Origin of the sequence: Psychrobacillus sp. FSL K6-2836 (genome assembly GCF_038003085.1) — a bacterium.
GTDB lineage: Bacteria > Bacillota > Bacilli > Bacillales_A > Planococcaceae > Psychrobacillus.
Genome location: NZ_JBBOOM010000001.1, coordinates 3,870,969 through 3,893,381, shown reverse-complemented (window position 1 = coordinate 3,893,381; position 22,413 = coordinate 3,870,969). Strand labels below are relative to the sequence as shown.

General features: G+C 35.5%; 23 protein-coding genes and 1 riboswitch. Of the genes, 1 reads left to right on the top strand and 22 read right to left on the bottom strand.

The features are described from left to right. Nucleotides 1-151 precede the first annotated feature (151 nt). The 18 genes from minD to MKY37_RS18745 form a co-directional block, all read right to left on the bottom strand. Nucleotides 152-952 (bottom strand): septum site-determining protein MinD, encoded by an 801-nt coding sequence (minD, locus tag MKY37_RS18830; RefSeq protein WP_340779303.1) that lies wholly within the window; start codon nt 950-952, stop codon nt 152-154. 1 nt (nt 953) lies between these two features. Next, the gene (gene minC, locus MKY37_RS18825; RefSeq protein ID WP_340779302.1) at nt 954-1,625 is read right to left on the bottom strand and encodes a septum site-determining protein MinC; all 672 of its coding nucleotides are present in this window, start codon (nt 1,623-1,625) and stop codon (nt 954-956) included. Nucleotides 1,626-1,660: 35 nt separating this feature from the next. Next, a complete protein-coding gene (gene mreD, locus MKY37_RS18820; RefSeq protein ID WP_340779301.1) occupies nt 1,661-2,188 on the bottom strand; it encodes a rod shape-determining protein MreD in 528 nt (175 codons plus the stop codon). Beyond that, nucleotides 2,185-3,087, bottom strand: coding sequence for a rod shape-determining protein MreC (mreC, locus tag MKY37_RS18815; protein WP_340779300.1), 903 nt, complete (start codon nt 3,085-3,087; stop codon nt 2,185-2,187). The genes mreD and mreC overlap by 4 nt, the downstream gene beginning before the upstream one ends. A 13-nt stretch (nt 3,088-3,100) precedes the next feature. Then, complete coding sequence (locus tag MKY37_RS18810; protein ID WP_340779299.1) at nt 3,101-4,120, bottom strand: rod shape-determining protein; 1,020 nt, start codon at nt 4,118-4,120, stop codon at nt 3,101-3,103. A 95-nt stretch (nt 4,121-4,215) separates the two neighbouring features. Beyond that, a complete protein-coding gene (radC, locus tag MKY37_RS18805) occupies nt 4,216-4,914 on the bottom strand; it encodes a RadC family protein (RefSeq protein WP_340779298.1) in 699 nt (232 codons plus the stop codon). Further along, complete coding sequence (locus MKY37_RS18800; protein ID WP_340779297.1) at nt 4,911-5,513, bottom strand: Maf family protein; 603 nt, start codon at nt 5,511-5,513, stop codon at nt 4,911-4,913. Before MKY37_RS18800 ends, radC begins: the two co-directional genes overlap by 4 nt. A 95-nt stretch (nt 5,514-5,608) precedes the next feature. Then, the gene (locus MKY37_RS18795) at nt 5,609-6,250 is read right to left on the bottom strand and encodes a hypothetical protein (RefSeq protein ID WP_340779296.1); all 642 of its coding nucleotides are present in this window, start codon (nt 6,248-6,250) and stop codon (nt 5,609-5,611) included. 85 nt (nt 6,251-6,335) lie between these two features. Then, entirely contained in the window at nt 6,336-7,091 is a 756-nt protein-coding gene (locus tag MKY37_RS18790) for a prepilin peptidase (RefSeq protein WP_340779294.1), read from the bottom strand. A gap of 21 nt (nt 7,092-7,112) precedes the next feature. Further along, nucleotides 7,113-8,114, bottom strand: coding sequence for a LysM peptidoglycan-binding domain-containing protein (locus MKY37_RS18785; RefSeq protein WP_340779293.1), 1,002 nt, complete (start codon nt 8,112-8,114; stop codon nt 7,113-7,115). After that, nucleotides 8,111-8,707, bottom strand: coding sequence for a PilN domain-containing protein (locus MKY37_RS18780; RefSeq protein ID WP_340779291.1), 597 nt, complete (start codon nt 8,705-8,707; stop codon nt 8,111-8,113). Before MKY37_RS18780 ends, MKY37_RS18785 begins: the two co-directional genes overlap by 4 nt. A gap of 11 nt (nt 8,708-8,718) precedes the next feature. Then, on the bottom strand, nt 8,719-9,690 hold the full coding sequence (gene pilM / locus MKY37_RS18775; protein ID WP_340779290.1) for a type IV pilus biogenesis protein PilM: 972 nt from the start codon (nt 9,688-9,690) through the stop codon (nt 8,719-8,721). 248 nt (nt 9,691-9,938) lie between these two features. Further along, nucleotides 9,939-10,460: a prepilin-type N-terminal cleavage/methylation domain-containing protein gene (locus MKY37_RS18770; RefSeq protein WP_340779289.1), complete on the bottom strand. Its 522-nt coding sequence runs from the start codon at nt 10,458-10,460 to the stop codon at nt 9,939-9,941. Between the two features lie 24 nt (nt 10,461-10,484). After that, nucleotides 10,485-10,568: riboswitch (cyclic di-GMP riboswitch) on the bottom strand. Between the two features lie 68 nt (nt 10,569-10,636). Then, nucleotides 10,637-11,845, bottom strand: a complete 1,209-nt coding sequence (locus MKY37_RS18765; RefSeq protein ID WP_340779288.1) for a type II secretion system F family protein — start codon at nt 11,843-11,845, stop codon at nt 10,637-10,639. After that, nucleotides 11,845-12,885, bottom strand: a complete 1,041-nt coding sequence (locus MKY37_RS18760) for a type IV pilus twitching motility protein PilT (RefSeq protein WP_340779287.1) — start codon at nt 12,883-12,885, stop codon at nt 11,845-11,847. The genes MKY37_RS18765 and MKY37_RS18760 overlap by 1 nt, the downstream gene beginning before the upstream one ends. 18 nt (nt 12,886-12,903) lie before the next feature. After that, nucleotides 12,904-14,541: a GspE/PulE family protein gene (locus MKY37_RS18755; protein ID WP_340779285.1), complete on the bottom strand. Its 1,638-nt coding sequence runs from the start codon at nt 14,539-14,541 to the stop codon at nt 12,904-12,906. Nucleotides 14,542-14,555: 14 nt separating this feature from the next. Beyond that, on the bottom strand, nt 14,556-15,227 hold the full coding sequence (locus tag MKY37_RS18750) for a hypothetical protein (RefSeq protein WP_340779284.1): 672 nt from the start codon (nt 15,225-15,227) through the stop codon (nt 14,556-14,558). 12 nt (nt 15,228-15,239) lie between these two features. Then, nucleotides 15,240-15,626, bottom strand: coding sequence for a type IV pilus modification PilV family protein (locus MKY37_RS18745; RefSeq protein ID WP_340779282.1), 387 nt, complete (start codon nt 15,624-15,626; stop codon nt 15,240-15,242). 40 nt (nt 15,627-15,666) lie between these two features. On the opposite strand from MKY37_RS18745, the gene MKY37_RS18740 reads away from it, so the two are divergent. Continuing rightward, nucleotides 15,667-16,977 carry a pilus assembly FimT family protein gene (locus MKY37_RS18740; protein WP_445323056.1) on the top strand — a complete coding sequence of 437 codons (1,311 nt, stop codon included), beginning with the start codon at nt 15,667-15,669 and terminating at the stop codon, nt 16,975-16,977. A 95-nt stretch (nt 16,978-17,072) separates the two neighbouring features. On the opposite strand, the gene MKY37_RS18735 is transcribed toward MKY37_RS18740, so the two are convergent. The 4 genes from MKY37_RS18735 to MKY37_RS18720 form a co-directional block, all read right to left on the bottom strand. Next, nucleotides 17,073-18,377, bottom strand: a complete 1,305-nt coding sequence (locus tag MKY37_RS18735; RefSeq protein WP_340779280.1) for a VanW family protein — start codon at nt 18,375-18,377, stop codon at nt 17,073-17,075. Next, complete coding sequence (locus MKY37_RS18730) at nt 18,361-19,308, bottom strand: hypothetical protein (RefSeq protein WP_340779278.1); 948 nt, start codon at nt 19,306-19,308, stop codon at nt 18,361-18,363. Before MKY37_RS18730 ends, MKY37_RS18735 begins: the two co-directional genes overlap by 17 nt. Nucleotides 19,309-19,391: 83 nt before the next feature. After that, a complete protein-coding gene (locus MKY37_RS18725; RefSeq protein WP_340779277.1) occupies nt 19,392-21,095 on the bottom strand; it encodes a sensor domain-containing diguanylate cyclase in 1,704 nt (567 codons plus the stop codon). Between the two features lie 93 nt (nt 21,096-21,188). Beyond that, nucleotides 21,189-22,412, bottom strand: a complete 1,224-nt coding sequence (locus MKY37_RS18720) for a bifunctional folylpolyglutamate synthase/dihydrofolate synthase (protein ID WP_340779275.1) — start codon at nt 22,410-22,412, stop codon at nt 21,189-21,191. Nucleotide 22,413 lies beyond the last annotated feature (1 nt).

Here is a 22,413-nt window from a genome sequence, read left to right as displayed (position 1 = left end):
TATTGAGCAACTTTTTATAGGTGTTGATCGATTCTATGCAGTCATTGATCAATTATTCACTGTCATCAATCGATTTCCCACTTTTCCACTTGTTAAGTCCGAGCAAAAAAATAAACCGACTGCATCAAATTTCGGCAGTCGGTTCTGTATATTATTTAGAAAAAATAGATTTGATTTTAGAAAAAACACCTGTTTTAGGATTGTCCATGGACATTAATGGTACTGATTCTCCTAAAATGCGGCGAGCGATGTTACGGTATCCAAGTGCAGCTCTGTTAGCAGGATTCATAACGATAGGTTCACCTTTATTAGAAGAAGTAATAACATTTTCATCATCCGCAATAATTCCTAACAAATCAATGGATAAGTGAGTAGTAATTTCATTTATATCCAGTGCATCACCGCTATTCATCAAATGCTGACGAATTCGATTAATGATTAGCTTAGGTGGATCAATTGTTTCTTCTTGCTCCAGTAACCCAATAATACGATCTGCATCACGCACAGCCGAAATTTCAGGTGTAGTAACTACGATTGCTTTATCCGCACCAGCAATCGCATTTTTATAGCCTTGCTCAATTCCAGCTGGGCAATCAATTAAGACATAGTCATATTCACGTTTTAACTCTAAAACAAGTTCTTTCATTTGTTCAGGATTTACGGCATTTTTGTCTACAGTTTGAGCCGCTGGGAGTAGGTAAAGTCTATCCTCAAAGCGTTTATCTTTCACAAGCGCTTGATGAATTTTACATCTACCTTCTATAACGTCTACTAAATCATAGATAATTCTGTTCTCAAGACCAAGAACTACATCCAAATTACGTAATCCAATATCCGTATCCATTAAACAAACTTTTTTCCCTTGCAGGGCCAATGCAGTTCCAAGGTTAGCTGTTGTTGTCGTTTTACCGACCCCACCTTTACCTGAAGTTATAACGATTGCTTCTCCCACATTAGCTTCCTCCTTTAAATGTTGATAAATTAGGTCTTAACAGACGAAGATCCTGTAATCGATCAATTGCTATTGAACCATTTGTATGTAAATAAGCACATTCCATTTCGGGATGCTCAGATAGAACAGTCAGCTCATCGGTCATCGTTTCTACCACATTATCGATGATCAAATGCGTTGCCTCTAGCCAAGAAGCAGCTATAACTGCTTCTTTGTTTCCAGATGACCCCGCATGAGCAATTCCTTTAAGTCGACCGAGGACAAAAATGTTCCCTCCAGCAACGACTCTTCCGTTTGGATTCACATCACCTACAACTACCAGATCCCCCAAAGCAGTAATGATTTGTCCTGAACGAACAATTCCTACATAAGTCTCTGACTGGTTTTCTAGTAATCTTCTATTACAATCTTCCACTGTCATAACTTCACTTTGAATTTTGGTCACGCGTAGATGTTCTGTTTGTTGAACGCAAGATATAATCTCTTTTGTCTGTTCATCGTTGCAATAACGATAACCTAGATGTAAAAGTACTTCTGCTTGACCTTCAAACCCTTCATCAGAAACCTTTTTTGTTAATTCATCTAAAAGCTCTGCATATGAACACTGATCGTCTAGGCGTAATACAAGGCCCTCTTTCGTTCCTTTAATAAATATTAACTGCTTTTTTGTCAATCAAGTCACCTCAGATTTACTGTTAAATCAACAAGCTATTTTTGAAGCAATAAGGCTTTTTGATTAAACCGATTTAGAAGAATATATTTAAAAGCCCATCCGAACATTAATAAAAATACAGCATTTGCAATCATTGTAGGAATGAGATTATGTTGATAAAAATAAGTAAAAGTCATCGTTTTAATCCCGATGAAAGTATAAAACCAGAATAATAATAACTCTACCCCAGCTACGAGAAGCAAGGTGAGAATAGTAGAAACCAAAAGATGTTGGTGAATGTATTTAACGGTATAACTAGCAACCAAACACATTAGAGGATAAATAAAAGAATATAATCCAATAATATCAATGAAAAAGACATCATACAAGAGCCCAAAAAACAAACCATAAAGCATTGCACGTTTTCGGTCATAATAGATTGCTACAAAAATCAGGTAAATGATAAGAAAACGTGGTACTAATACATAAAAATCACTCTTCAATTCAATTGGCGAAAAAAGACCAAAAATCGGTTCTAAGTAGAATAATAGAACCGAGATCGCAATAACTAGAAAACGAATCATGAGCCGTCCCCTGCACCTTCTGTTAAATCAGCCTCAGTATTTCCTCCATCAGTACCATCCACTGAAGTAATCGTACGTTTAGAAATAATTACATGATCTAAAATGGAGAAACTAGCCGCAGGTTTAACATAAGCTAATTTAGTTAACCCATAGTCATCGGTTGTAACTTCTGTTACCTCTCCGATTAGAATACCTTTCGGGAAAATTCCACCTAGCCCAGAAGTTGTTACTTTTTGACCTACTTTCACTTCATACTCCGAATCGATTCTTTTTAGTATTAATTCTTTGCGCTTTTCGTCATATCCTTCAACAAGCCCAAAAACTTCTTGTCCTTCAGCAATTACAGCTGAAACTCGATAGTTTGGATTTTGTGTAGATAAAAGTTCCACAGTAGACGTATAAGGTGTGGTTAATATTACTTTCCCAATTAATCCCTGAGAAGTCATCACTGCCATATTTACCTCTACTCCGTGGATCTCACCCTTATCAATAATAATTTTTTCTTCCCATTGGTCGGGGTTTCTAGCTATTACAGTCGATTGGATAGGATTATACGCACGAAGATCCTCTTCCTTATCGACAATTTTGCGCAGCTCATCATTTTCAAGACGTAAATCATTTACTGAAGCTTGAAGTGTTACATAATCTTCTAATCTTTCTTTTAATCGTTTATTTTCATCATATGTATTAAGTAAAGATTCTACATTATCAAAAACACCCGTTATATACTGGGTCGGTTTGGAAAACATAGATTGTCCAAAACCGACCACATCTTTGATCAGCTGTTCAGGCAGGGATGCATGATTTCGATCTCGCAAAGAAAAGCTGATGAGCGCCACAAGAAAAATCATCCCTACAAGCAGCAATATTAATCGCTTATTCGAAAAAAATTGTGGCATATCACACTTCTCCTTAGTGTTTTGTTTGTTGACGCTTCAATAGATTCATATGATCTAACGCTTTCCCAGTACCAATTGCAACACAATCTAGAGGATCTTCTGCAATAAATACAGGCATATTCGTTTGATCACTGATAACTTTGTCTAGGTTTTTCAGTAATGCACCACCGCCGGTTAACATGATGCCTCGCTCCATTACGTCCGCTGATAATTCAGGTGGAGTTTGTTCTAATGTCTTTTTCACTCCATCAATAATGGAGGAAATTGACTCACGCAACGCATTGGAAATTTCTTTTGAAGTAATTTCAATTGTTTTTGGCAATCCAGTAACTAGATCTCGTCCACGAATATCCATTTTTTCAACTTGATCGGACACTCTCGCTGAGCCAATTTCAATTTTAATCGCTTCTGCTGTACGTTCACCAATCGTTAAATTATATGTTTTCCGGATATATGCAGTAATAGCATGGTCCATCGAATCCCCAGCAACCCGGACTGATTCACTTGTAACGATGCCTCCTAATGATATAACCGCAACTTCAGTAGTTCCTCCACCTATATCAACGACCATACTACCAGTAGGTTCCCACACAGGTAAGTTTGCACCAATTGCAGCTGCAAAAGGCTCCTCTATCGTTAGGGCATCACGTGCACCTGCTTGCTTAGCAGCATCAATTACCGCACGTTGCTCCACAGACGTAATACCAAAAGGCACACAAATCATGACATTTGGTTTGCTCCATGACATTCCAGATGCTTTCATTGCATTTTTTAAATAATATTCAATCATTGCAGAAGTTGTATCAAAATCTGCGATAACTCCATCCTTCATAGGACGAATCGCAACTATTGAGCCTGGCGTACGACCGATCATATTTTTCGCATCGTTCCCTACCGCTACAATAGCACCGTTTTGTACGTTTTTCGCTACAACTGATGGCTCTCTAAGTACAATCCCTTTTCCTTTAATGAAAACTAGCGTATTCGCTGTTCCTAAATCTATACCTAAATCTCTTGATCCAAATCCAAACACAATTATTTACTCCCTTTCTATCTCAAACAAGTTTCACTTCGTTGTCATAAAGTCATAACTCTCATTATAACTGATAGAACGGAAAATGCACAGTGTCACATATACCCTTTTTCTTTTAGGCTTATAAACTGGTGATCGCCGATAATCACGTGATCAATAAGTTCTATGCCCATTAGTAAGCCTGCTTCATATAGTCTTTTCGTCACATCTATATCTTCTTTTGAAGGTGCCGGATTTCCTGAAGGATGATTATGAGCGCAAATTATCGAGGCAGCTGAACGTTTTACAGCTTCGCGGAAAATTTCCCTAGGGTGAACTATCGAGGCATTCAGAGAGCCAATAAAAATTGTTTGTTTATGAAGGATTTGATTTTTGACATTCAAAAAAAGAGTGACGAAATGCTCTTGGTTCAATGAGGTCATATCTTGCATTAGGTAAGTAGCGGCATCTTTCGGAGAACGAATCGTAAATTTGTCATCTGTCTTTTGTCGGGATAGTCTTTTCCCCAGTTCAACTGCCGCTAGTAGCTGGACGGCTTTTGCTTGTCCAATACCTTTAACGGCAGTTATTTCTTCGATGGAAGCATTTTTTAGTTCCTGAATTTGTTCAAAATAATTGAGGACGCGGTTTGCGAGGTGAAGAACAGATTCCTGCTTCGTACCGGTACGAAGCAGGATTGCGATCAATTCTTGGTTAGATAAGCTTGAGGCACCTTGTCTAACTAATCGTTCCCTTGGACGATCAGACACATGTACATCACGAATCATAAGGGAAGTCGGTAACTTAGTATTCATGAGTTCACCACTCGCTCAATTTCTAACAAACGTAGTGATAATAATGCTTTAAACAAACGACTGATTGGAAGTCCCATCACATTATTATAATCTCCCTGAATACTTTCAACGAATAACCCACCCATTGTTTGAATTCCATAAGCACCAGCTTTGTCTAAGGAATCTCCCGTTGCCACATAAGCATCTATTTGTTCTTCAGTCAGATCAAAAAACTTCACCAAGGTAGTTTCTGCAAAACTAATCGAACAGCCCTCACCATAGATAGCAACACCCGTAGTCACTTGGTGTGTATCTCCAGAAAGTTTTTGTAGAAAGGTTTTTGCTTCAGCTTTATCTTTCGGTTTCATCAATAATTCATCCCCATAGCTTACAATTGTATCCGCCGCTATAACAATTGCGGTAGGGTTCTCATGTAAGATAGCTGTTGTTTTGCCAATAGCGATGTTCACTGCCACTTCTTCTACAGAAAGATTTCCTTCCACTACTTCTGCAGCTCCTGAAGCTATCACCTCAAATGGAATACCGAGTTTACTAAAGAGTTCCTTTCTTCTAGGTGACTCACTAGCTAAAATAAATCGATTGTTAGTTGTTAGTTTCAATTTTAATTCCTCCTTTTCAATAGCATACAAAACTATTGAAAAAATGGAAATTGTGTATAAAAAACAACAATTGAATTTCCCTTGCGAAATGAACGTCAAAAACTCAATTTTAGACAATTATTCGTCGCAACATAATGAGAAAAAATATGTGATCTCATGACAGAAGGAACGTCTGAAAACGCTGATATAGCTTGAACTATTTGCATTAAATCATCTGGATACTCTTCTTTTTTATCAAGAGAATCGAAAAAATTTTTAGTTAAGTTCTCTTGTTGTATTAATTCCATTACTTTAATAACTTTAGGATCTTCACAACCTTTAGTAGAAACGTATAAGCTTTTTATAAAGGTAGGTAGTACTTCTGCTTCTTGTGTAGGAATAGTTGTAACGTATAAATCACTCCAAACAAAAAACTGGTTGTCCACTTGGAAAATACTTGATTTTGCAAGGGACGGCTGTGATCCTATAAAAGCCATCGCACTTTCTTTAGAAGTGAACATGCCGTATTGTTTTGCTTGAAAAGGAAGGGGTTTCTCTTCAACTTCTCCTGTAACCTCAACTTTTTCGCTTTCATCTTTAGGAGTAGTAATTTCGGCCTCTTCGCTTTCAGCTTTCTTATCATTCGCTAAATTTAATATTAATCCAAACAATAGAACCCCAACAACACCAATGATCAATCCTTGTATGCCAGCTAATATTACTTTTTTTCTCGTATTATTGCGTCTTCCAATTGGCATAAAATCACCTCTTTTTCATAACCTTATCACGAAGATTATAAAAAAAGACGAGACCTATGTCGGCTCGTCCAAAAAAGTTATCGAGTTAAAAAAACAAATTCATATACCAATCGACAAGCAACTCACCATAAAAATAAGCGATAATTGCCGCTATTGCGATGGACGGACCAAATGGTATAGGCGTTTTTCTACCTTGTTTAGATCTTCTTAAAGATATAATACCAATAACTGTACCAATAATAGAGGCTAAAAATAGAGTTAATAGAGTCGGAACCCAACCTAAAACTAAACCTATTACGAAGAATAATTTAATATCCCCCCCGCCCATGCCGCCTTTGGACACAACTGCAATGAGGAATAACACACCAAACCCAACAGCAGCACCGATAATACTATCCCACCATGGGTTAAGTGGTTCAAATACTCTTAACACTATTAAAGGGATCAAAAAGAATAACAGAATTTTATCAGGAATAAGCATATATGCAATATCCGACACCGTAATAATGACTAAAAGTGAAACAAACAATAGCGCAACCGCTAACTCCAACGTGAAGCCTAAGTGATAGTAAGCAAAGGCAAAAAGAAGGCCAGTCACTAGCTCCATCACCGGATACACCCAATGAATCTTCGTGCCACACCCACGACATTTCCCTTTTAAAAATACATAGGAAAAGACAGGTATTAAATCTTTAATCGTTAATTGACGATCGCAACCCGTGCAATGCGAAGGTGGACGAACAATCGACTCCCCTTTCGGAATACGCAAACCAACTACATTAAAGAAAGAACCGAAAACTAGACCGTATAAGAAAAATAAAAACATGAATATAATTTCCATATCTACCTCTTTACCTTCATATTATGGTATTAATAACTTTTCACCAATAATCACCATATCAGAGTTTAGCTTATTAGCATTTTTGATAATGGATTCTCCCGTGCGTGAGTTGTAAAATTTCATAGAAATGGAATAGAGTGTATCTCCTGGTTGCACTTTATATGTTTTGTCGGAAGGATTTTCAGGTTCTGGAGCTACTGAATCCTCCCTAGTAGATTCTTCAACTTCAATTTCAGTCTCAGTCTCAACCAATGTATTTTCTTGGATTGATGGAGCTTGTTGTTCCTCTATAACATCATATATTGGATTGTCTTTATTAGAGACAGGTGGTATAACTAATCCAAACTTATTGGCTACTTCTGTGATTAATGGTGCGTAATATGTAGACATTACTACACTGTATTCAAGATGATCTTCCTGAGGTCCTGGTAACACTTCCCCTTCTTCATACCCTTGAAATGAAAAAGATTCAACCACATAAATGCGTGGGTTTTTACGTATATTTTCTAAAAACTTTGTCAAAGCCTCGAAGTCTTTTGATAATACCGTTAAGGATATAGAAATTGCTTCTAATCCTTCAGGCGGTATAACTACTTCCTCTGCAGTGATTAACTCTCCATTTATGTTATCTAAACTAGACGGTGCTTCCTCTGTTAATTGCTCAGCAAGTGAAGTATCTTCTTCTAGTGAAACTGGTTGCTTCTCTTTCTGCAAGTCAGAAAAAGCTGCATTCAATATAATACTATCCGAGCCAACTGCTGCACCTTCCAAATCTAGCACGATGGAATCTACCAACTGTTCAACAGGAACCTTTACAACAAGTTCTGCTAAATCTTGTTGTAATTCTTCCGTATCGATTTCCGTCGTTTGTTCAGATTTTACATTTGTCAGTTGCTTTTCTAAAGTAACATTATGTTCTTTCATAGTAGAAAATGAAGTGAAATAATATAGCCCACCAAAAATAAGTATAAGTAGTATTCCTATCATAATCGTTAACCAATGTCGCTTCTGGAAATGAATCATGAGGAAGGCACCTCCTCATCTGCTGCTTGTTTTAAACTTTCTATGTCTATTATAATTTCATAGATTGCTTCTACTCGGAGCTGAAACTGTTGCGTATCACTAACAGCAGTATTTTCAAGCTCTGTATTAGTAGCTAGAGATATTATGGTTGCATCCAGCACATAGGGCGAAGCTTTCAGCGTTGTTAAATAATGCGCTGCTTCAGCATTAGATTCAAACTGTCCTGTAAGTGATACAGAAGAATTATTAATAGTATAAGTAAATAATTTGATAAAACCACGTTCCGGGAAACTTTGTGATAAATGCATTAACAAAAATACAGTAGGAACTGGTCTAGTCTCTGCCCACTCTACAAGACTTTTTAACTGCTCTTTATCAGATATACTACTCGCTATATTTTGTTGCTCTGTTTGCTGCAACAATAACTCATTCTCTAAATTGGATTCTAATTGTTGTTCGACAGACTTCTCTTGATTATGTAAGGAATACAGAAAAAAGACCACGAACAAAACAACTACAGTTAGTATAATTGCAACAACAAACCACTCTATTTTTCTCGTTTTCTTTTGAAGTAAGTTAATATCTATATACATTATCTAATCACCTATTTCCAAGAAAGTCCAACAAGCTCTGCAAAAGAAGCAGGAATATGGACACCATCTTTTGTCGCCCATTTGTCGCCCGTCATTTGATACACAGCTAATAGTTCATTCGTCTGTAGATTAGAAGCAATTTTAGGGAGCAGTGGATGATCGCCTGTAATACAAATCGTATCAATAGCGTGTTTCCCATTTCGTAAATTATATAAATAAAATGATTGCAGTCGAGCTACTTCTTTCTCTATGATAGCAAGATGACCCTCTAGCACCATTTCATTTCCATCTACTTGAATATATTGAAATCCAGTGCGTGTCTCGTATCCTGAAAAGGACTCAAATGGTCGAATACCCATTGTTCGCACATAAACTGGTTTATGATCATTAAACATACTTAACTGCATAACATCTAATTCTAAGTGAATTAGTAGAACATGGGCGGATTCTTCTATCTTGTTCATTTCTGCAAATAAACGATATAAACTTAAAAAAGGAACATCAATAATAACCGGTCTTAGCTTTGCTTTTGTTAAAATCCTCTCAATCATATTGACATCTTTTTCAGGAACAGCAAGGGCAATCACTTCATCTTTCCCCATTGCTCGATTATCGCCTACAATTTCTATAATAGGATCGGAAAAAGGTAGATGAAAAGATTCTCCTAGTTCCAAATATAAATGACCTTTCCATTCACTTGGAGGAACGGATTGGGGAATTGTAGTGGAACGCAAAAGCAAATCATGTTGAGAAAAAGAGAAAAAAGTAGGTAAACCTTGAAGTTTATGCTTTTTGATAATAGACGTCAATTGCTGAATAAGTCGTTCTTCATGTACTATCTGACCTGACTGAAAAGTCCCCTCTTCAATAACTTGTTGTATAAACTTAATATATTCATTCTTCCTCCCACCAACTAAAATACGTATGTATCTTTGGGTAAACGTAATAAAAACAGCAGGTTGTGATTTCCAATATGTAAACATTCATGTCCCTGCCTTTCTTATAAAGTGAAACTTCAATCAGTGGGGGTTTTCTTCATCCCCCACTGATTGTTAGTTGAACCATTTGGGCGTTTACGGGCAGTTGTCTCCCACTTATGCTTTGTTGCTTTGGCCAAGCCTTGAAGTGGGAGTATTACTGCCCGTTAATGCGGGATAAAAACTATAAATATAAGTATAATAGCCCCGTGCACGAATGCATAGGGCTATTTATAAAGTTTATTGTTAGAATGTTATGAAATAGTAGATGCTGAACCCGCTGTTCCCGTTTTGCCTACAGCTTCTCTACCTACATTATTTAAAGTTTCTTCAGAAATTGTCGTAAAATAAGTTTTCGCACCAGTACCTGAGCCTTTTAATGTAATTTTATATACTTTAGCTGTACTATCATAAGTCACCACAGATGTGGTACCATCATAAGCGACATTACTTTGGGGATCTTTTGGAACAGAATCTAGAAACCCTGCATTCACTAATTCGGTAACAGTAACATTTGTAGGAGTGGTTCCTTTTAATCTTTCACTAACTTTTACAGGAGTAGTTCCAACAGTAGCATTTGAAGCCTCAGCTAGTTTAGCAGCGTTAATTATTAATAATGCATTTGCAACATGGGCATCTTTCTTCGAATTCTCAATAATTCCTGAGATTGACGGAATCGCAATCGCTGCAATAATCCCTAAAATAACTACAACTGCTAATAATTCAATTAGCGTTAAACCTTTTTCATTCTTAATCGTTTTCAACCATTTTTTCATTTTTTTCTCCCCTTACTACAAATTATTTGCATGGGTGGGTGCACTACTTGCTCCTAATCGTCTAAGTGCCCAAATATTCGACAATTATTCTTCGCTTCCAATACATCTATTATTAATAATATCGGTTAAAACTACTAAAATATCAAGTGTTTTCACATAGTTCTTTTAACCCTATTTCATTGAACTTCTGAAAAGATTGAAAACATAGGAATCATTATAGCTGCCACGATTCCTCCAATTACTACAGCCAAAAACAAAATCATCGCCGGTTCTATAAGTGACTTCAATCTTTCAGCAGAAGTATCGACTTCTTGCTCATAAAAATCCGCTACCTTTGCAAGCATAAAATCGAGCGTCCCAGATTTTTCGCCAAGAACAATCATTTGTGATACAAATGAAGGAATTGCCCAATGTCCCACCATAGGAGTTGCTAAAGAGTTACCTTCTTGAACACTTTTACTAGCGTTTTCAATAATTTCTTCAATAACCGCATTTCCCACAACTTTGCGTACGACTAATAACGATTGAGTCACCGGAACGCTAGCGGCATATAAACTACTTAAAGTTCTTGTCATTCGAGCAAGAGTTGACTTTTGAACAACAGGACCGAAAATTGGTAATCTAAGTATTATACTGTGAGCTAAGTATCGATATGGATCACGCTTTATTAGAACACTTACTGCGATACTTATTCCAACTATTAATAATAGAGCTACCCACCACCAAGTTTGAAAAATAGCACTTAAATCCAATAGAAATTTCGTTATGAATGGCAATTCTGCTCCAAAAGAAGTAAACATGCTCGCAAATCTTGGAACGATAAAACCTATCATGAAAATAACAACACCTATGGCAACGATACCAAGCACTGCTGGATACATCATTGCAGACTGTACTTTTTGTTTCGTTTCATTTTGTTTTTCATAATATACTGCTAACTGATCTAAAATCTCGTCAAATTGTCCTCCAGCCTCTCCAGCCTTCAACATATTCGTAAATAACACAGGGAACACTTTAGGATGCTGCTCTGCCGCTACCGAAAAAGGATGACCTTCTTTGAGATCTTCCTCAATATCTGCTAAAACTTGCTTCAAATTTTTATGAGAAGTTTGATCCTTTAAAATCGCAGTCGCATCTAATATGGATATACCCGCTTTAATGAGAGTCGAAAACTGGCGTATAAAAATAACTAAATCCTTGAAAGGAACTTTTCCACTACCTAAATTTAATTCTTGATACAAAAAACCTGTTTTCTTCATAATCTCACGAGCGGCTATACCTTTTTTACGAAGTTTTAATTTTGCATCATCAGCTGTTGGAGCACGCATGATACCTCTGACTATTTCTCCTTTTTTATCTCTACCACTGTATTGAAAGTAAGCCATTAAATCATCTTCTCCGCAAAATAAGGTTCTAGCTGTTCCGAAGTAACTAACTTCCCTTTAGCTAGTCGTTCTAATTCACTTTCCATTGTTTGCATCCCCATTGATTTGCTTGACTGTATAACAGAATGAATTTGATGGATTTTTTCATTTCTAATTAAGTTTTTTACTGCTGGAACATTTAATAATATTTCAAATGCAGCTACTCTACCTTTCCCGCTAATGGATTGGAAAAGTCGCTGTGAAATCACCGCCTGAAGCACGGAAGCCAATTGAATTCTTACTTGCGGTTGCTGACTCGGCGGAAATACATCGATGATACGATCGATCGTCATGGATGCACTCGTTGTATGTAATGTAGCAAGTACTAGATGGCCAGTTTCTGCTGCAGTAATTGCCGTAGAAATAGTTTCTAAATCTCTCATTTCACCAACTAGTATTACGTCAGGATCTTGTCGTAGCGAAGCTCTCAATCCAGATGCAAAAGTTTTCGTGTCAAATCCCACTTCTCGTTGATTGATAATACAGGTGCCATGAGAATGTAAATATTCGATTGGATCTTCTAATGTAATAATATGTTTTTTGACAGTTTGATTCATTTCTTGAATCATCGATGCAAGTGTGGTAGATTTCCCTGAACCAGTCGGACCTGTAACTAATACTAGTCCTTGAGGTTTCTTTGCAATATCATGTAAGATAGTTGGCAAATTTAACTCCTCGAAAGTCGGAATTTCTGTTGGTATTACACGGAAGGCAAGACTAACACAATTTCGTTGATAGTACGCATTTACACGAAATCTAGAAACTCCAGGCAAACTATAAGAGAAATCGAGATCCCCCTTTTCTATAAATGTGTCCCATAGATTTGGAACTATTGCTACTTTGGCCATTTCTTCCGTGTCTATTGGTTTTAATATATCTTGTCCAAACCTTTTTAATTCCCCATGTAATCGCATCATTGGGGGCATACCAACTGTTAAATGTAAATCAGAGGTTCCAAGTTCAAAAGATGCTTGTAACAACTGATGTAACTTTTCTTTCATAATTGCGCTCTTCCTTTCCTATTCGGCTTTTGCGACACGTAGCACTTCTTCTACCGTTGTGTATCCCGCTTTCACCTTCAATAGTCCATCATCAATTAAAGGAATCATCCCATTTTTCATAGCAGCTCGTTTCACTTCCGTCATACTACGATTGTTATAAAGCAACTCACGAATTTCATTGTCTACAACGAAAATTTCATGAATCGATAATCGACCTTTAAACCCAGTTTCATTGCAGACTTTGCAACCTCTTCCTCTATACAGTTTATCGACTTTTATAAAACGATTATCAAATAACTGTTGCTCAATCTTAGAAGGTATATATTCTTCCTTACAGGAATCACAGATTTTACGTACTAATCTTTGTGAAACAGCTCCATTTAATGCTGAAATAACGAGATAAGGCTCAATATTCATGTCTAGAAGTCTTGGAATAGTACTGATTGCATCATTCGTGTGTAAAGTACTTAACACGAGATGGCCTGTTAGCGCTGCACGAATAGTAATTTCAGCAGTTTCCTCATCTCTTATTTCCCCTACCATAACAATGTTTGGATCTTGACGTAATATTGCACGTAAACCACTTGCGAAAGTCAATTGGATATGAGGATTTACTTGAACCTGATTTACCCCCTCCATTTGGTACTCTACCGGATCTTCAATTGTAATAATATTAACGGATTCTTGATTTATATGTTGAAGAGCGGAGTAAAGCGTCGTCGTTTTCCCCGATCCAGTCGGACCTGTAAGTAATACAAGACCAGTTGGTTTTTCTATCAACTCTATAAACGTTTGTACATACCTTTTATTGAAACCTAGTTGATAAATTGGCTTCACAGCATTAGCTAAATCTAATAATCGTATAACCATTTTTTCTCCATAAACTGTAGGTAATATGGAAATACGCATATCAATTGTTTGTTGTCCTTGCGTTAAACGAACCCGCCCATCTTGCGGCAAACGAGATTCGGTAATATTTAGATTTGCCATGATTTTTATACGTGCAACCAGAGATGGATATTGACTCATCTGTAGTACTCGATCCGTCGCAAGCAAACCATCCACTCGATATCTTACTAATACTTTATCTTCATGTGCATCAATATGTATATCACTAGCTTGAATCTGAATCCCACGTGATAATATTTGATTTACTAGACGAATTGCAGGGGCTTCATCCTCATTTGCCCCTTCTTGCGACAAATTTTCTGTTAAAGCAATAGATGCTGCTGCTTTAGTTAGTTTTTCAATCGTTTCTATAATATCTTTCCGTGAAGAAATAACAGGCTGTACCGTAAAACCCGTCATCAATTCAATATCGTCAATTACAACATAGTCAAGTGGATCTGCCATTGCTACCTTTATCGTTTGTTCGTCTTTTTCAATAGGCAAGGCATAATTTTGTCTTGAATAATCTGATCCTACCAACTGGATAAGTTTCGTATCTATCGGAAATAAATTTAGTGCGACATGAGCAATACCAAGTTGAAATTCCAACACTTCAATAAGTTGGCGATCAGTCAAATAGCCACGTTCGACAAGTGCATCACCTAACCTCTGTCCAGGCGCCTTTTTTTGTAACGTCATTTGAAGCTGATCTTCTGATATTATACTTGCTTCAACTAGTAAATCTCCAAGTCTTTTACGAATAGCCATTTTTGATTCTCCTCTTAAATCGATTTAATTGGAATCAGTATTGTTTTCTCTATTACATCTAATGCCTCTTTAATTTCATAATCGTTATTTACAGTAATAAATACCCTGTATTTTATTACTAGTTTTGGATCAGCAGGTTGTGAATCTATAATAGTTAAACCTGCTTCATATTTTTGTAATTCACTATTTTCAACAATTATCTCATTTAAGTTCTCACCAATAAACTCATCTTTATGTAAAGTTTTATTTTCAATATGGCTTGGTCTAGTTTGAGGGAAATAAAGTGCTTTTATTACTCTTTTAAATTCTTTTTTAAATTCTTGTATATATACTTTTCTATATTCTATGTTATATGCTGCTTTATAAGCTGCTTCCTTCTCACTAATTGAAGCTTTTTTAGGCAGACCATTTGTAGCAATTTCTCCAGCAATCTTAGCTTTCTTATCGGCTTCCAATTTTGCTTTCTCTTCAGATTTTACCTCAGTTTCATCTAAGGCTCTTTCAGTATATGAAACACCCATGTCACCAAGCTTTTTCAATTGTAAAGCTTCCTCTACTTTTTGGTATTGAGTAGAACTGGACATAATTTTAGAGATAATAGGAGGAGTCATGATTGCAATAATGACAATCACTAATAACACAATTATTAAAGCATAACCATTCTCAGTTTGTTTAGCATTATGCATTTATAGCTCTCCTTATTGATAACTATACAGTTTAGTTAAAGGTATTTGATTAGATAAATTTATATTTTCTTTATAAATTTCAACTCTCACTCTCTTAAGTTCTAATGCAAATTCACCATTAGTCTGCTCTTTAAGATAAGTAATGATTGGATAATACGTTTTTCCGTTTAGTTTCATTCCCTCAGGGTATTTATCCTCAATCACCATGGTAGGGTCTCTTTTTATTTCAACAAGCACTTTTTCCGCTAAATTTATTGCGGTTAATTTATCTTCTGTTATTCTAGAATGAGAGGTAGCTTGTGCAAAAAAACTCAAAAATCCAACAATAATGATCATTAATAAAACTACTGCTGCTAAAATTTCAATTAAACTAAGACCTCTTTGATTTAAATTTTTCATTTAATAACCTCATTTACGATGAAAGTGTGGCGCTACTACTTTGAAAAGATACATTTTAAAGCAATATGGTGTGACATTACTAGAACTGCTTGCAACAATAGCAATTTTGGGAATTTTTATCACTATTATATTTTCTGTTGTGACAACTACCTTCAATCAAAATGATAAAACACTTTCTCACATTAATTTGAGACAAGAAGCTAATCTTATTATTACAAATATAAGGAACCAACATCAAGGGAAGGTAATTATTTGTGAGAAAGATATACTAGAATATGAAACACAAAGTTTTGTGATTAATATTGAAAACTTCGCCAAAAACAAAGAATGTTCGAATCCGGAAGAAGACTTGTTCATTAAGTTTACTTTAGCAGACTATGAAAATAATGAATATACAATAGATACAATAATAGAAAAAATACAAGTAATTAATCCTGAAAATCCTGATCCTGAACCTGAACCTGAACCTTCCGATAGTTTCTACGACTTTTTAACAAAAGAAAATGTCTTTATTTATGGATCAAAATACGCTTTCTCTGGTAATAGTACTGATGGTCCAAATGGTAAAATGATTATCCTAGGTGACATTAATAGCTCAGAGTTAAACGGTGGATCATTAAGTAATGTATCTAACATAGAAGTGCAGGGTTCAGTCATACTAGATGGAGGGAGCGCTGGTATGGGTTCTAAAACCTCACCAGGAACAATTATTATACAAGGTTCCTTTACTTCGTGGAGTGGAACTAGACAAATTTATGGTGATATTTATGTAAATGGAGATTTTAGAATAAAAGATGCTCATATAAATGGAAATATTTTTGTAGATGGAAATGTTGAAATTGGGTGGACTCCACAAATATCAAAAGATTCTCTCGTTTATTATACTGGAACGATAACATTTCCAAAAGATATGTCTAAAAGTATCACTGACAAATTTATTAAATCCGATACAGTCCCTAAAAAAACACTTTCAAATACAATAAATCCAAGTCTAAAAACCAAGGAATGGTTTTCTGAAAATGGATATACTTCCTCACTTGAAGATAGAGTGAACAACAAAATTTATGTGAAGGATTTTAATTACCAATGGAATGGTTGGCAACCTTCTGGTGATATTTTTCAAAACCTTGTGATAGTTAGTGAAAATGATATCTCTTTAACCAATGTATGGAATCAAACGATGACTGGTGTCTTATATGCTCCAAATGGTAAAGTAACATTTAATGGTAGTAATTTTGAAGGAGTAATAATTTCTAAAGACGGTGTTTTTATTACAAGTGGAGGAACTAACGTGAAACTAAAAAATATTGCTGAATACTTCCCCTATAAAGAAAGTGCTCCATTTTATTAAAAAATAGCAAGTCCAAAATGACCTACTATGACATTGTACGCCTAACTTTAAAAAAGTGAGTGACCAAGTTTAGACTTAGTCACTCAATTCTTTCTTCATTTCCCCACATACCCATCCCCAAATGCCTGGTCCACTTCCTCATAACCCTTATCTTCAATCACCATTGTTGGTGGAGTTGTGGCTGAATTATCGCTATCGGCTTTTCCGTTTCCAGAATCCCCAGTAGTTCCATTCGAAGTTCCTGATAAATTTAATAATTCTTCATTCCATTTATACCAAACTTCGTGAAGTGGTAAGTAGGTATCTACAGCAACATCGTATGTTTTCCATGGAGAGTCATCTAGAAATATGATTCTATTTACATTTGCTTCCATCCCATTCTTCCCTGGAACTTTACGCTCTTGCTGATCGAGTGTTATCGGACGGACAATAACTCGTTGGTTTAGCTCTTTCTTTTCATCAATAACGGCATGTATATTGACTGGGGTGTTCACGCTATAAATAGAAATAGTCAGTTTATTACCTATAAGACTGGATTCAATTGTTAATGGGTAACCATATTCATTTTTAATAAGTAAATCATGTGTATTATCGATAAAAGCTTCGTATCCTATTTCACGATTAAATGTATTATTTGTTGTGATGTGACGTTCTAAAATAGAGAAGGGACTATTTAAAGCCGCTTTATATAGAAGCGAAGAGACTTCATTTTGAAACTGTGCATTGTATAACCCTTCTGTATCGGAGAGCACTAATTCATTTAAAGAAAATACTTGGTCTGCTTTCACTTCCACTTCACTATGCTTCTCAATCCAACTTTCTATACCGAAAGAGCTTCCATCTAACGATATCGACTCTTTTACTAGCAACATTTTTTCATCACTTTGAGATTTAAAATAACGAGTAATATGAATAGGCTTATCTATTATTGTTAGATTAGCTGCGGAATCTAAAATATGTTGTTGTATACGACTTTCGTCGATCAATTCACGATATCCGTCTAATTGGAGATTGGAAATTGAAGTCTCCCAAGCCTCTTGATTAATTTGTGTAAATAATGAATTATGTTCTCCCGATACCGCTTGATCAATGGACTCTTTAATAAGAAAATTTACAATATCTACATTCAAATTACTTTCTTCAAAAATAAATTGTAGAGATGATTGTAAATTTATCGACCAATCAGATGTCTCTTGAGTGAGAAGTTGAGTAGCCTGACTTTTTGATAAACCATCAACCAAGATGGGACCGATCCATGTATTTTCATCAAAATAACCTTTACTCCCTCCTTCATCGGTGAAAGCATTTGCCACACTATAAAGTCCAAAGGTTACAACAAATAAAAATAAGCTAACACCAGCAACAAGAAGGAAAAATTGTATACTATTCTTTTGTTCCATCTAAATCACTCCGTTGTTTATTGAAATATAGCGCAGATATATCTTCGAAATCATTACTTTTATCAAACTCTTCTTTTGGTACTTTTAAAGAAGCAGAAAGATCATCTAGATTCGGTCGGATCAGTTCCTCTTGATCTGATTCTTGAACAAACTTTTGAGAGGGATTTTCTTCTGAAGCGAGTAGAGCATCAAGTCTTCTAGCCAGCCATTTATCTGATAATTCTTCCGCATCTTCTATCTGTTCAGACTCGTTATCGACGGTTTGAACAAACTTTTCTTTTGATTTATAATTATGCTCCATATCTATCTCCGTTATAGCCGCTTCTTGTAAAGCTTCTTCATAGGACGGGTCTGGAACAACCGGTATAATAATTTCTTCTAAGTCCTTTATAGGAATAATAATTTCTGAAACTGGCAGGTCTACCACAGAATCTACTTCATTTTGATTGTATTTTAAAGTCGCTATATCGACTTCTTGTTTATTCAATAAAAAGTCTTCAAAAGTACTTTCTTCTATCATAGAATCTTCTGCGTTAAATTCCTGCGGTATATAGAGAGGACTTTTTTCTTCGTCAAAAATCGATCTCCCCTGAGAATTTTCAAAATGCTTCGTTACTCTACGTAAATTTCTTTTAGGAATTTTAGCCTGTACAATTTCCTCTTTCTTGACTAACCATGTTTTTCTTTTCCCAAGTAAAATTGTACCGGAAAGGATTATGCCAAAGAAAAATAATATCCCTAACCAGGAAGACAAAGTTTGTGAAGTAATATATGAAAATAAAACGGTAAATCCAGAAATAAGTATCACAATAAAAATTGGCATTTTTTCAAAAGGAAATCGAACAAAGTAAACTAATAATAACGTGATTAATACACTTATTATTAATAAAATACTAAAAAGCATCATTCCATCCCCTCTCTTATATTTCATTATACATGGACGATTCAAAATAAAATATGAAAACATCTAAAATATACAATAAAAAAGCCAATCAGAATAGTATCTGACTGGCTCTATTTCACATACTCTGCAACCCGATTTCTACCCGCCTGCTTCGCTCCAATATACAACGCACGGTCTGCATTTCGGAGTAGGGACATTCCTTCGTCACTGTCTTCTGGTGCCGTAGAGACACCAATACTTGCGGTGATGAATATTATTTCTTCCCGTGTTACTTCACCTAAATCGAGAGGTACTATAAATGGCGTTTGTTCCACTTTTCGACGAAGTTGCTCGGCAATATTTTTCGCTTGTAATTTTGAATAATTTGGTAGGAGAATTACGAATTCTTCCCCGCCGTATCTTGCAACTGTACCACTTGAACCAATTTCATGTTGAATTACTTTTGCGAATTCCTGTAGGATGAGGTTTCCACTGTGATGTCCATAAGTATCATTAACTGCTTTAAATTTATCTATGTCCATCATGATCAATGAAACTGTTCTATATACTCCATTATTTAGCTTCAACATATCCAATTTCAATTGTTTATCTAAGAATCTATAGTTATAAATCTTCGTTAGATCACAAACTTCACTTTTCTCCACTGCTTCTTTTACAAATCTAGCTTTTTCTAATGAAACAGCAAAATAGGAGCATAGCAAGTGGACGATTTTTAGTTGATAAGACTCAAATGCAAACTTCGCTCTAGCAGCCAAAACAAGAACGCCTTCAATTCTTTGATTTCTATAGATAGGGACACACATAACGCTTTGCATATCATCCGCTAAAAAGGGTGGTTTCATATGTTCCCATTCAGCCTGTTTACTGTAAAGAATTGGCTCTCCTTTTTCATATCCTTTACCCGCAAGGCTATATTTTATATCTTCATGAACATATTCCAATTCTTTGTTTTCCCCATTTTCTATAGCACGCAAAATAAGGAATTCACCATCTACATTATCTACAATATAACCCGCATCAAATTGGAACATATCAGACATTCTCTTCAAGAACATATCTAAAACTTCTGTAGTAGTCATCCGCTCCGCAAGTTGATGTCCAAATTCACTTGCCTTGTTCAAATCGGCATTTACCTTTTCTGAATCGCTATACATACGTATTAATAGTGTGATTGCTAAAAATGGTACCCCTAATAAAACAAACGCTATCGGTCCTACATAACCTTCTAAAATATATATACTTATCCCAAAAGGAAGTGTAATAATTAAGCAAATAAAATCCCAGCCAAAATCTTTTGTGAAGAATTTTGGCTTTAATCCCGTATACACTTCTCTAAAATACAAGAAGAGATGATTCAATATAATATTTAACAGCATATAGATACTGCTATATAAAAGAATTTCATTGATGACTAAAGTTTCGATTTTATATCCCATCCACAAGACTATAGAACCGCAAATAATAGAAATCAAGAAAAACATGAATGAATTATAATATAACTTGTATCTAGTTTCTTTACTTATCTTCATATGGAATACGATTGGTATAATACATAATTGCATGGCAATCAATTCTGCAAGGATCCCAAACTTTAAAAAGATAGCTAGATTCACCCATTGAACAAGTACAATCAATGCTCCTGATATAAAAAATGGGAAGATTGTAGTAAGTAAAGCAAGTATAAGAAAATAGATATAATGATCCCAGTCGTTTGGTTTAGTTGGTGACGATAAATATACTAGACAAATACCAATAGGTACAACTAATAGCCACATGAAGAAAATAATCTTCTTAGCTTTTTGTGAAATATCCATCTGACTATTAATCTCCTTCCAGTCTAAATAACCACTACTAAATACACATTTCCTTCTAAATTATATCACTAAGTTCTCTGAAAGTTTCAATTACTAAATTCCTGTTTTTTCTTTCAACTCAGCTATGAAATAAAAAGAGCCAGTGACAATTGTAATGCAATTTTCAAAATTCTGTTTCAAATCAACACGAGATGCATCCAAAGTTATACTTTTCTCACTATTCATACAAATATTATACAAAACAGTAGCATTTAACGCTCTTTCATGTTGGAAATTAACAAAATCAAAAGAACTAGCAATTTCCTCTAACTTCCTTAATATATAGACATAATTTTTATCTTTTAAAATACCTACGACCAAATGTATATGTTTGTTTGGAAACTTCTCTCGAATCATTTCTACTAATGCATCTACACTTGCTGGATTGTGAGCCCCGTCCATGTAAAGGTTGTCCCCTATTCTCTCCATTCTGCCAGGCAAGCTTGCATTATTTACAGCTTGCTGCACGCTGGATTCAATTAGTTCAAAACCACTTATAAGCAATGCTGTTATAGCCAAAGCCATGTTAGATTGTTGGTGCCTCCCTAACATTTGAGGATATAAATTAGAAAATGAATACTCTTTAAATGTATATTGATGCTTCTTAATACTAAAATTTTTATTGTATTCTAAGACATTAGCACTTTTATCTTCGGCTTCTTTATACATAATTATTTTTGCGGGTTCTACTAATGGTCCTATTACTAATTGGCTATTAGGCTTTAAAATCCCTGCTTTATGCCAACTAATTTTTTCAACTGTATCTCCTAAGAATTTCGTATGATCTATAGATATACTAGGTATAATAGACACAGAGTCTTTAGTGACGTTTGTACTATCTAGTCGCCCCCCCATACCTGCCTCAATGAAAACTATATCTAATTCCATCATTTCAAAGACAACAAAGGCTACAACAGTTAGTAGTTCAAAATCTGTCAACATGCCGCTAATACCTCTTTGTTGCATATGCGAAAATGCTTCGTCCATTTGTTTTTCCGTAACGGGTATACTATTTATCTGAATTTGATCATGGACGTCGACGATACTTGGGCTAGTAAACGAAGCATATGACAAACCGTGATCTTTTGCTAGTGCTGTTAAAAAAGCAATTGTAGAGCCTTTCCCATTTGTTCCAGCTACATGGATTATTTTATGCTTGTCCTGGGGATTGCCGAGTTTTTTTAGAGCGGCTTGAATTGTTTCAAGACCTGGTTTTATAACCGTTTCACTTTCTATATTCCACTTTATTTTGTATTTATTAAAATTTTTTATTTCCACG

Coding starts and splice junctions, on each gene's coding strand:
- mreD (WP_340779301.1), bottom strand. CDS start 2,188: ATGATTCGTTTTCTAGTTATTGCGATCTCGGTTCTATTATTCTACTTA.
- mreC (WP_340779300.1), bottom strand. CDS start 3,087: ATGCCACAATTTTTTTCGAATAAGCGATTAATATTGCTGCTTGTAGGG.
- radC (WP_340779298.1), bottom strand. CDS start 4,914: ATGAATACTAAGTTACCGACTTCCCTTATGATTCGTGATGTACATGTG.
- MKY37_RS18795 (WP_340779296.1), bottom strand. CDS start 6,250: ATGCCAATTGGAAGACGCAATAATACGAGAAAAAAAGTAATATTAGCT.
- MKY37_RS18790 (WP_340779294.1), bottom strand. CDS start 7,091: ATGGAAATTATATTCATGTTTTTATTTTTCTTATACGGTCTAGTTTTC.
- MKY37_RS18785 (WP_340779293.1), bottom strand. CDS start 8,114: ATGATTCATTTCCAGAAGCGACATTGGTTAACGATTATGATAGGAATA.
- MKY37_RS18780 (WP_340779291.1), bottom strand. CDS start 8,707: ATGTATATAGATATTAACTTACTTCAAAAGAAAACGAGAAAAATAGAG.
- pilM (WP_340779290.1), bottom strand. CDS start 9,690: ATGTTTACATATTGGAAATCACAACCTGCTGTTTTTATTACGTTTACC.
- MKY37_RS18770 (WP_340779289.1), bottom strand. CDS start 10,460: ATGAAAAAATGGTTGAAAACGATTAAGAATGAAAAAGGTTTAACGCTA.
- MKY37_RS18765 (WP_340779288.1), bottom strand. CDS start 11,845: ATGGCTTACTTTCAATACAGTGGTAGAGATAAAAAAGGAGAAATAGTC.
- MKY37_RS18760 (WP_340779287.1), bottom strand. CDS start 12,885: ATGAAAGAAAAGTTACATCAGTTGTTACAAGCATCTTTTGAACTTGGA.
- MKY37_RS18755 (WP_340779285.1), bottom strand. CDS start 14,541: ATGGCTATTCGTAAAAGACTTGGAGATTTACTAGTTGAAGCAAGTATA.
- MKY37_RS18750 (WP_340779284.1), bottom strand. CDS start 15,227: ATGCATAATGCTAAACAAACTGAGAATGGTTATGCTTTAATAATTGTG.
- MKY37_RS18745 (WP_340779282.1), bottom strand. CDS start 15,626: ATGAAAAATTTAAATCAAAGAGGTCTTAGTTTAATTGAAATTTTAGCA.
- MKY37_RS18735 (WP_340779280.1), bottom strand. CDS start 18,377: ATGGAACAAAAGAATAGTATACAATTTTTCCTTCTTGTTGCTGGTGTT.
- MKY37_RS18730 (WP_340779278.1), bottom strand. CDS start 19,308: ATGAAATATAAGAGAGGGGATGGAATGATGCTTTTTAGTATTTTATTA.
- MKY37_RS18725 (WP_340779277.1), bottom strand. CDS start 21,095: ATGGATATTTCACAAAAAGCTAAGAAGATTATTTTCTTCATGTGGCTA.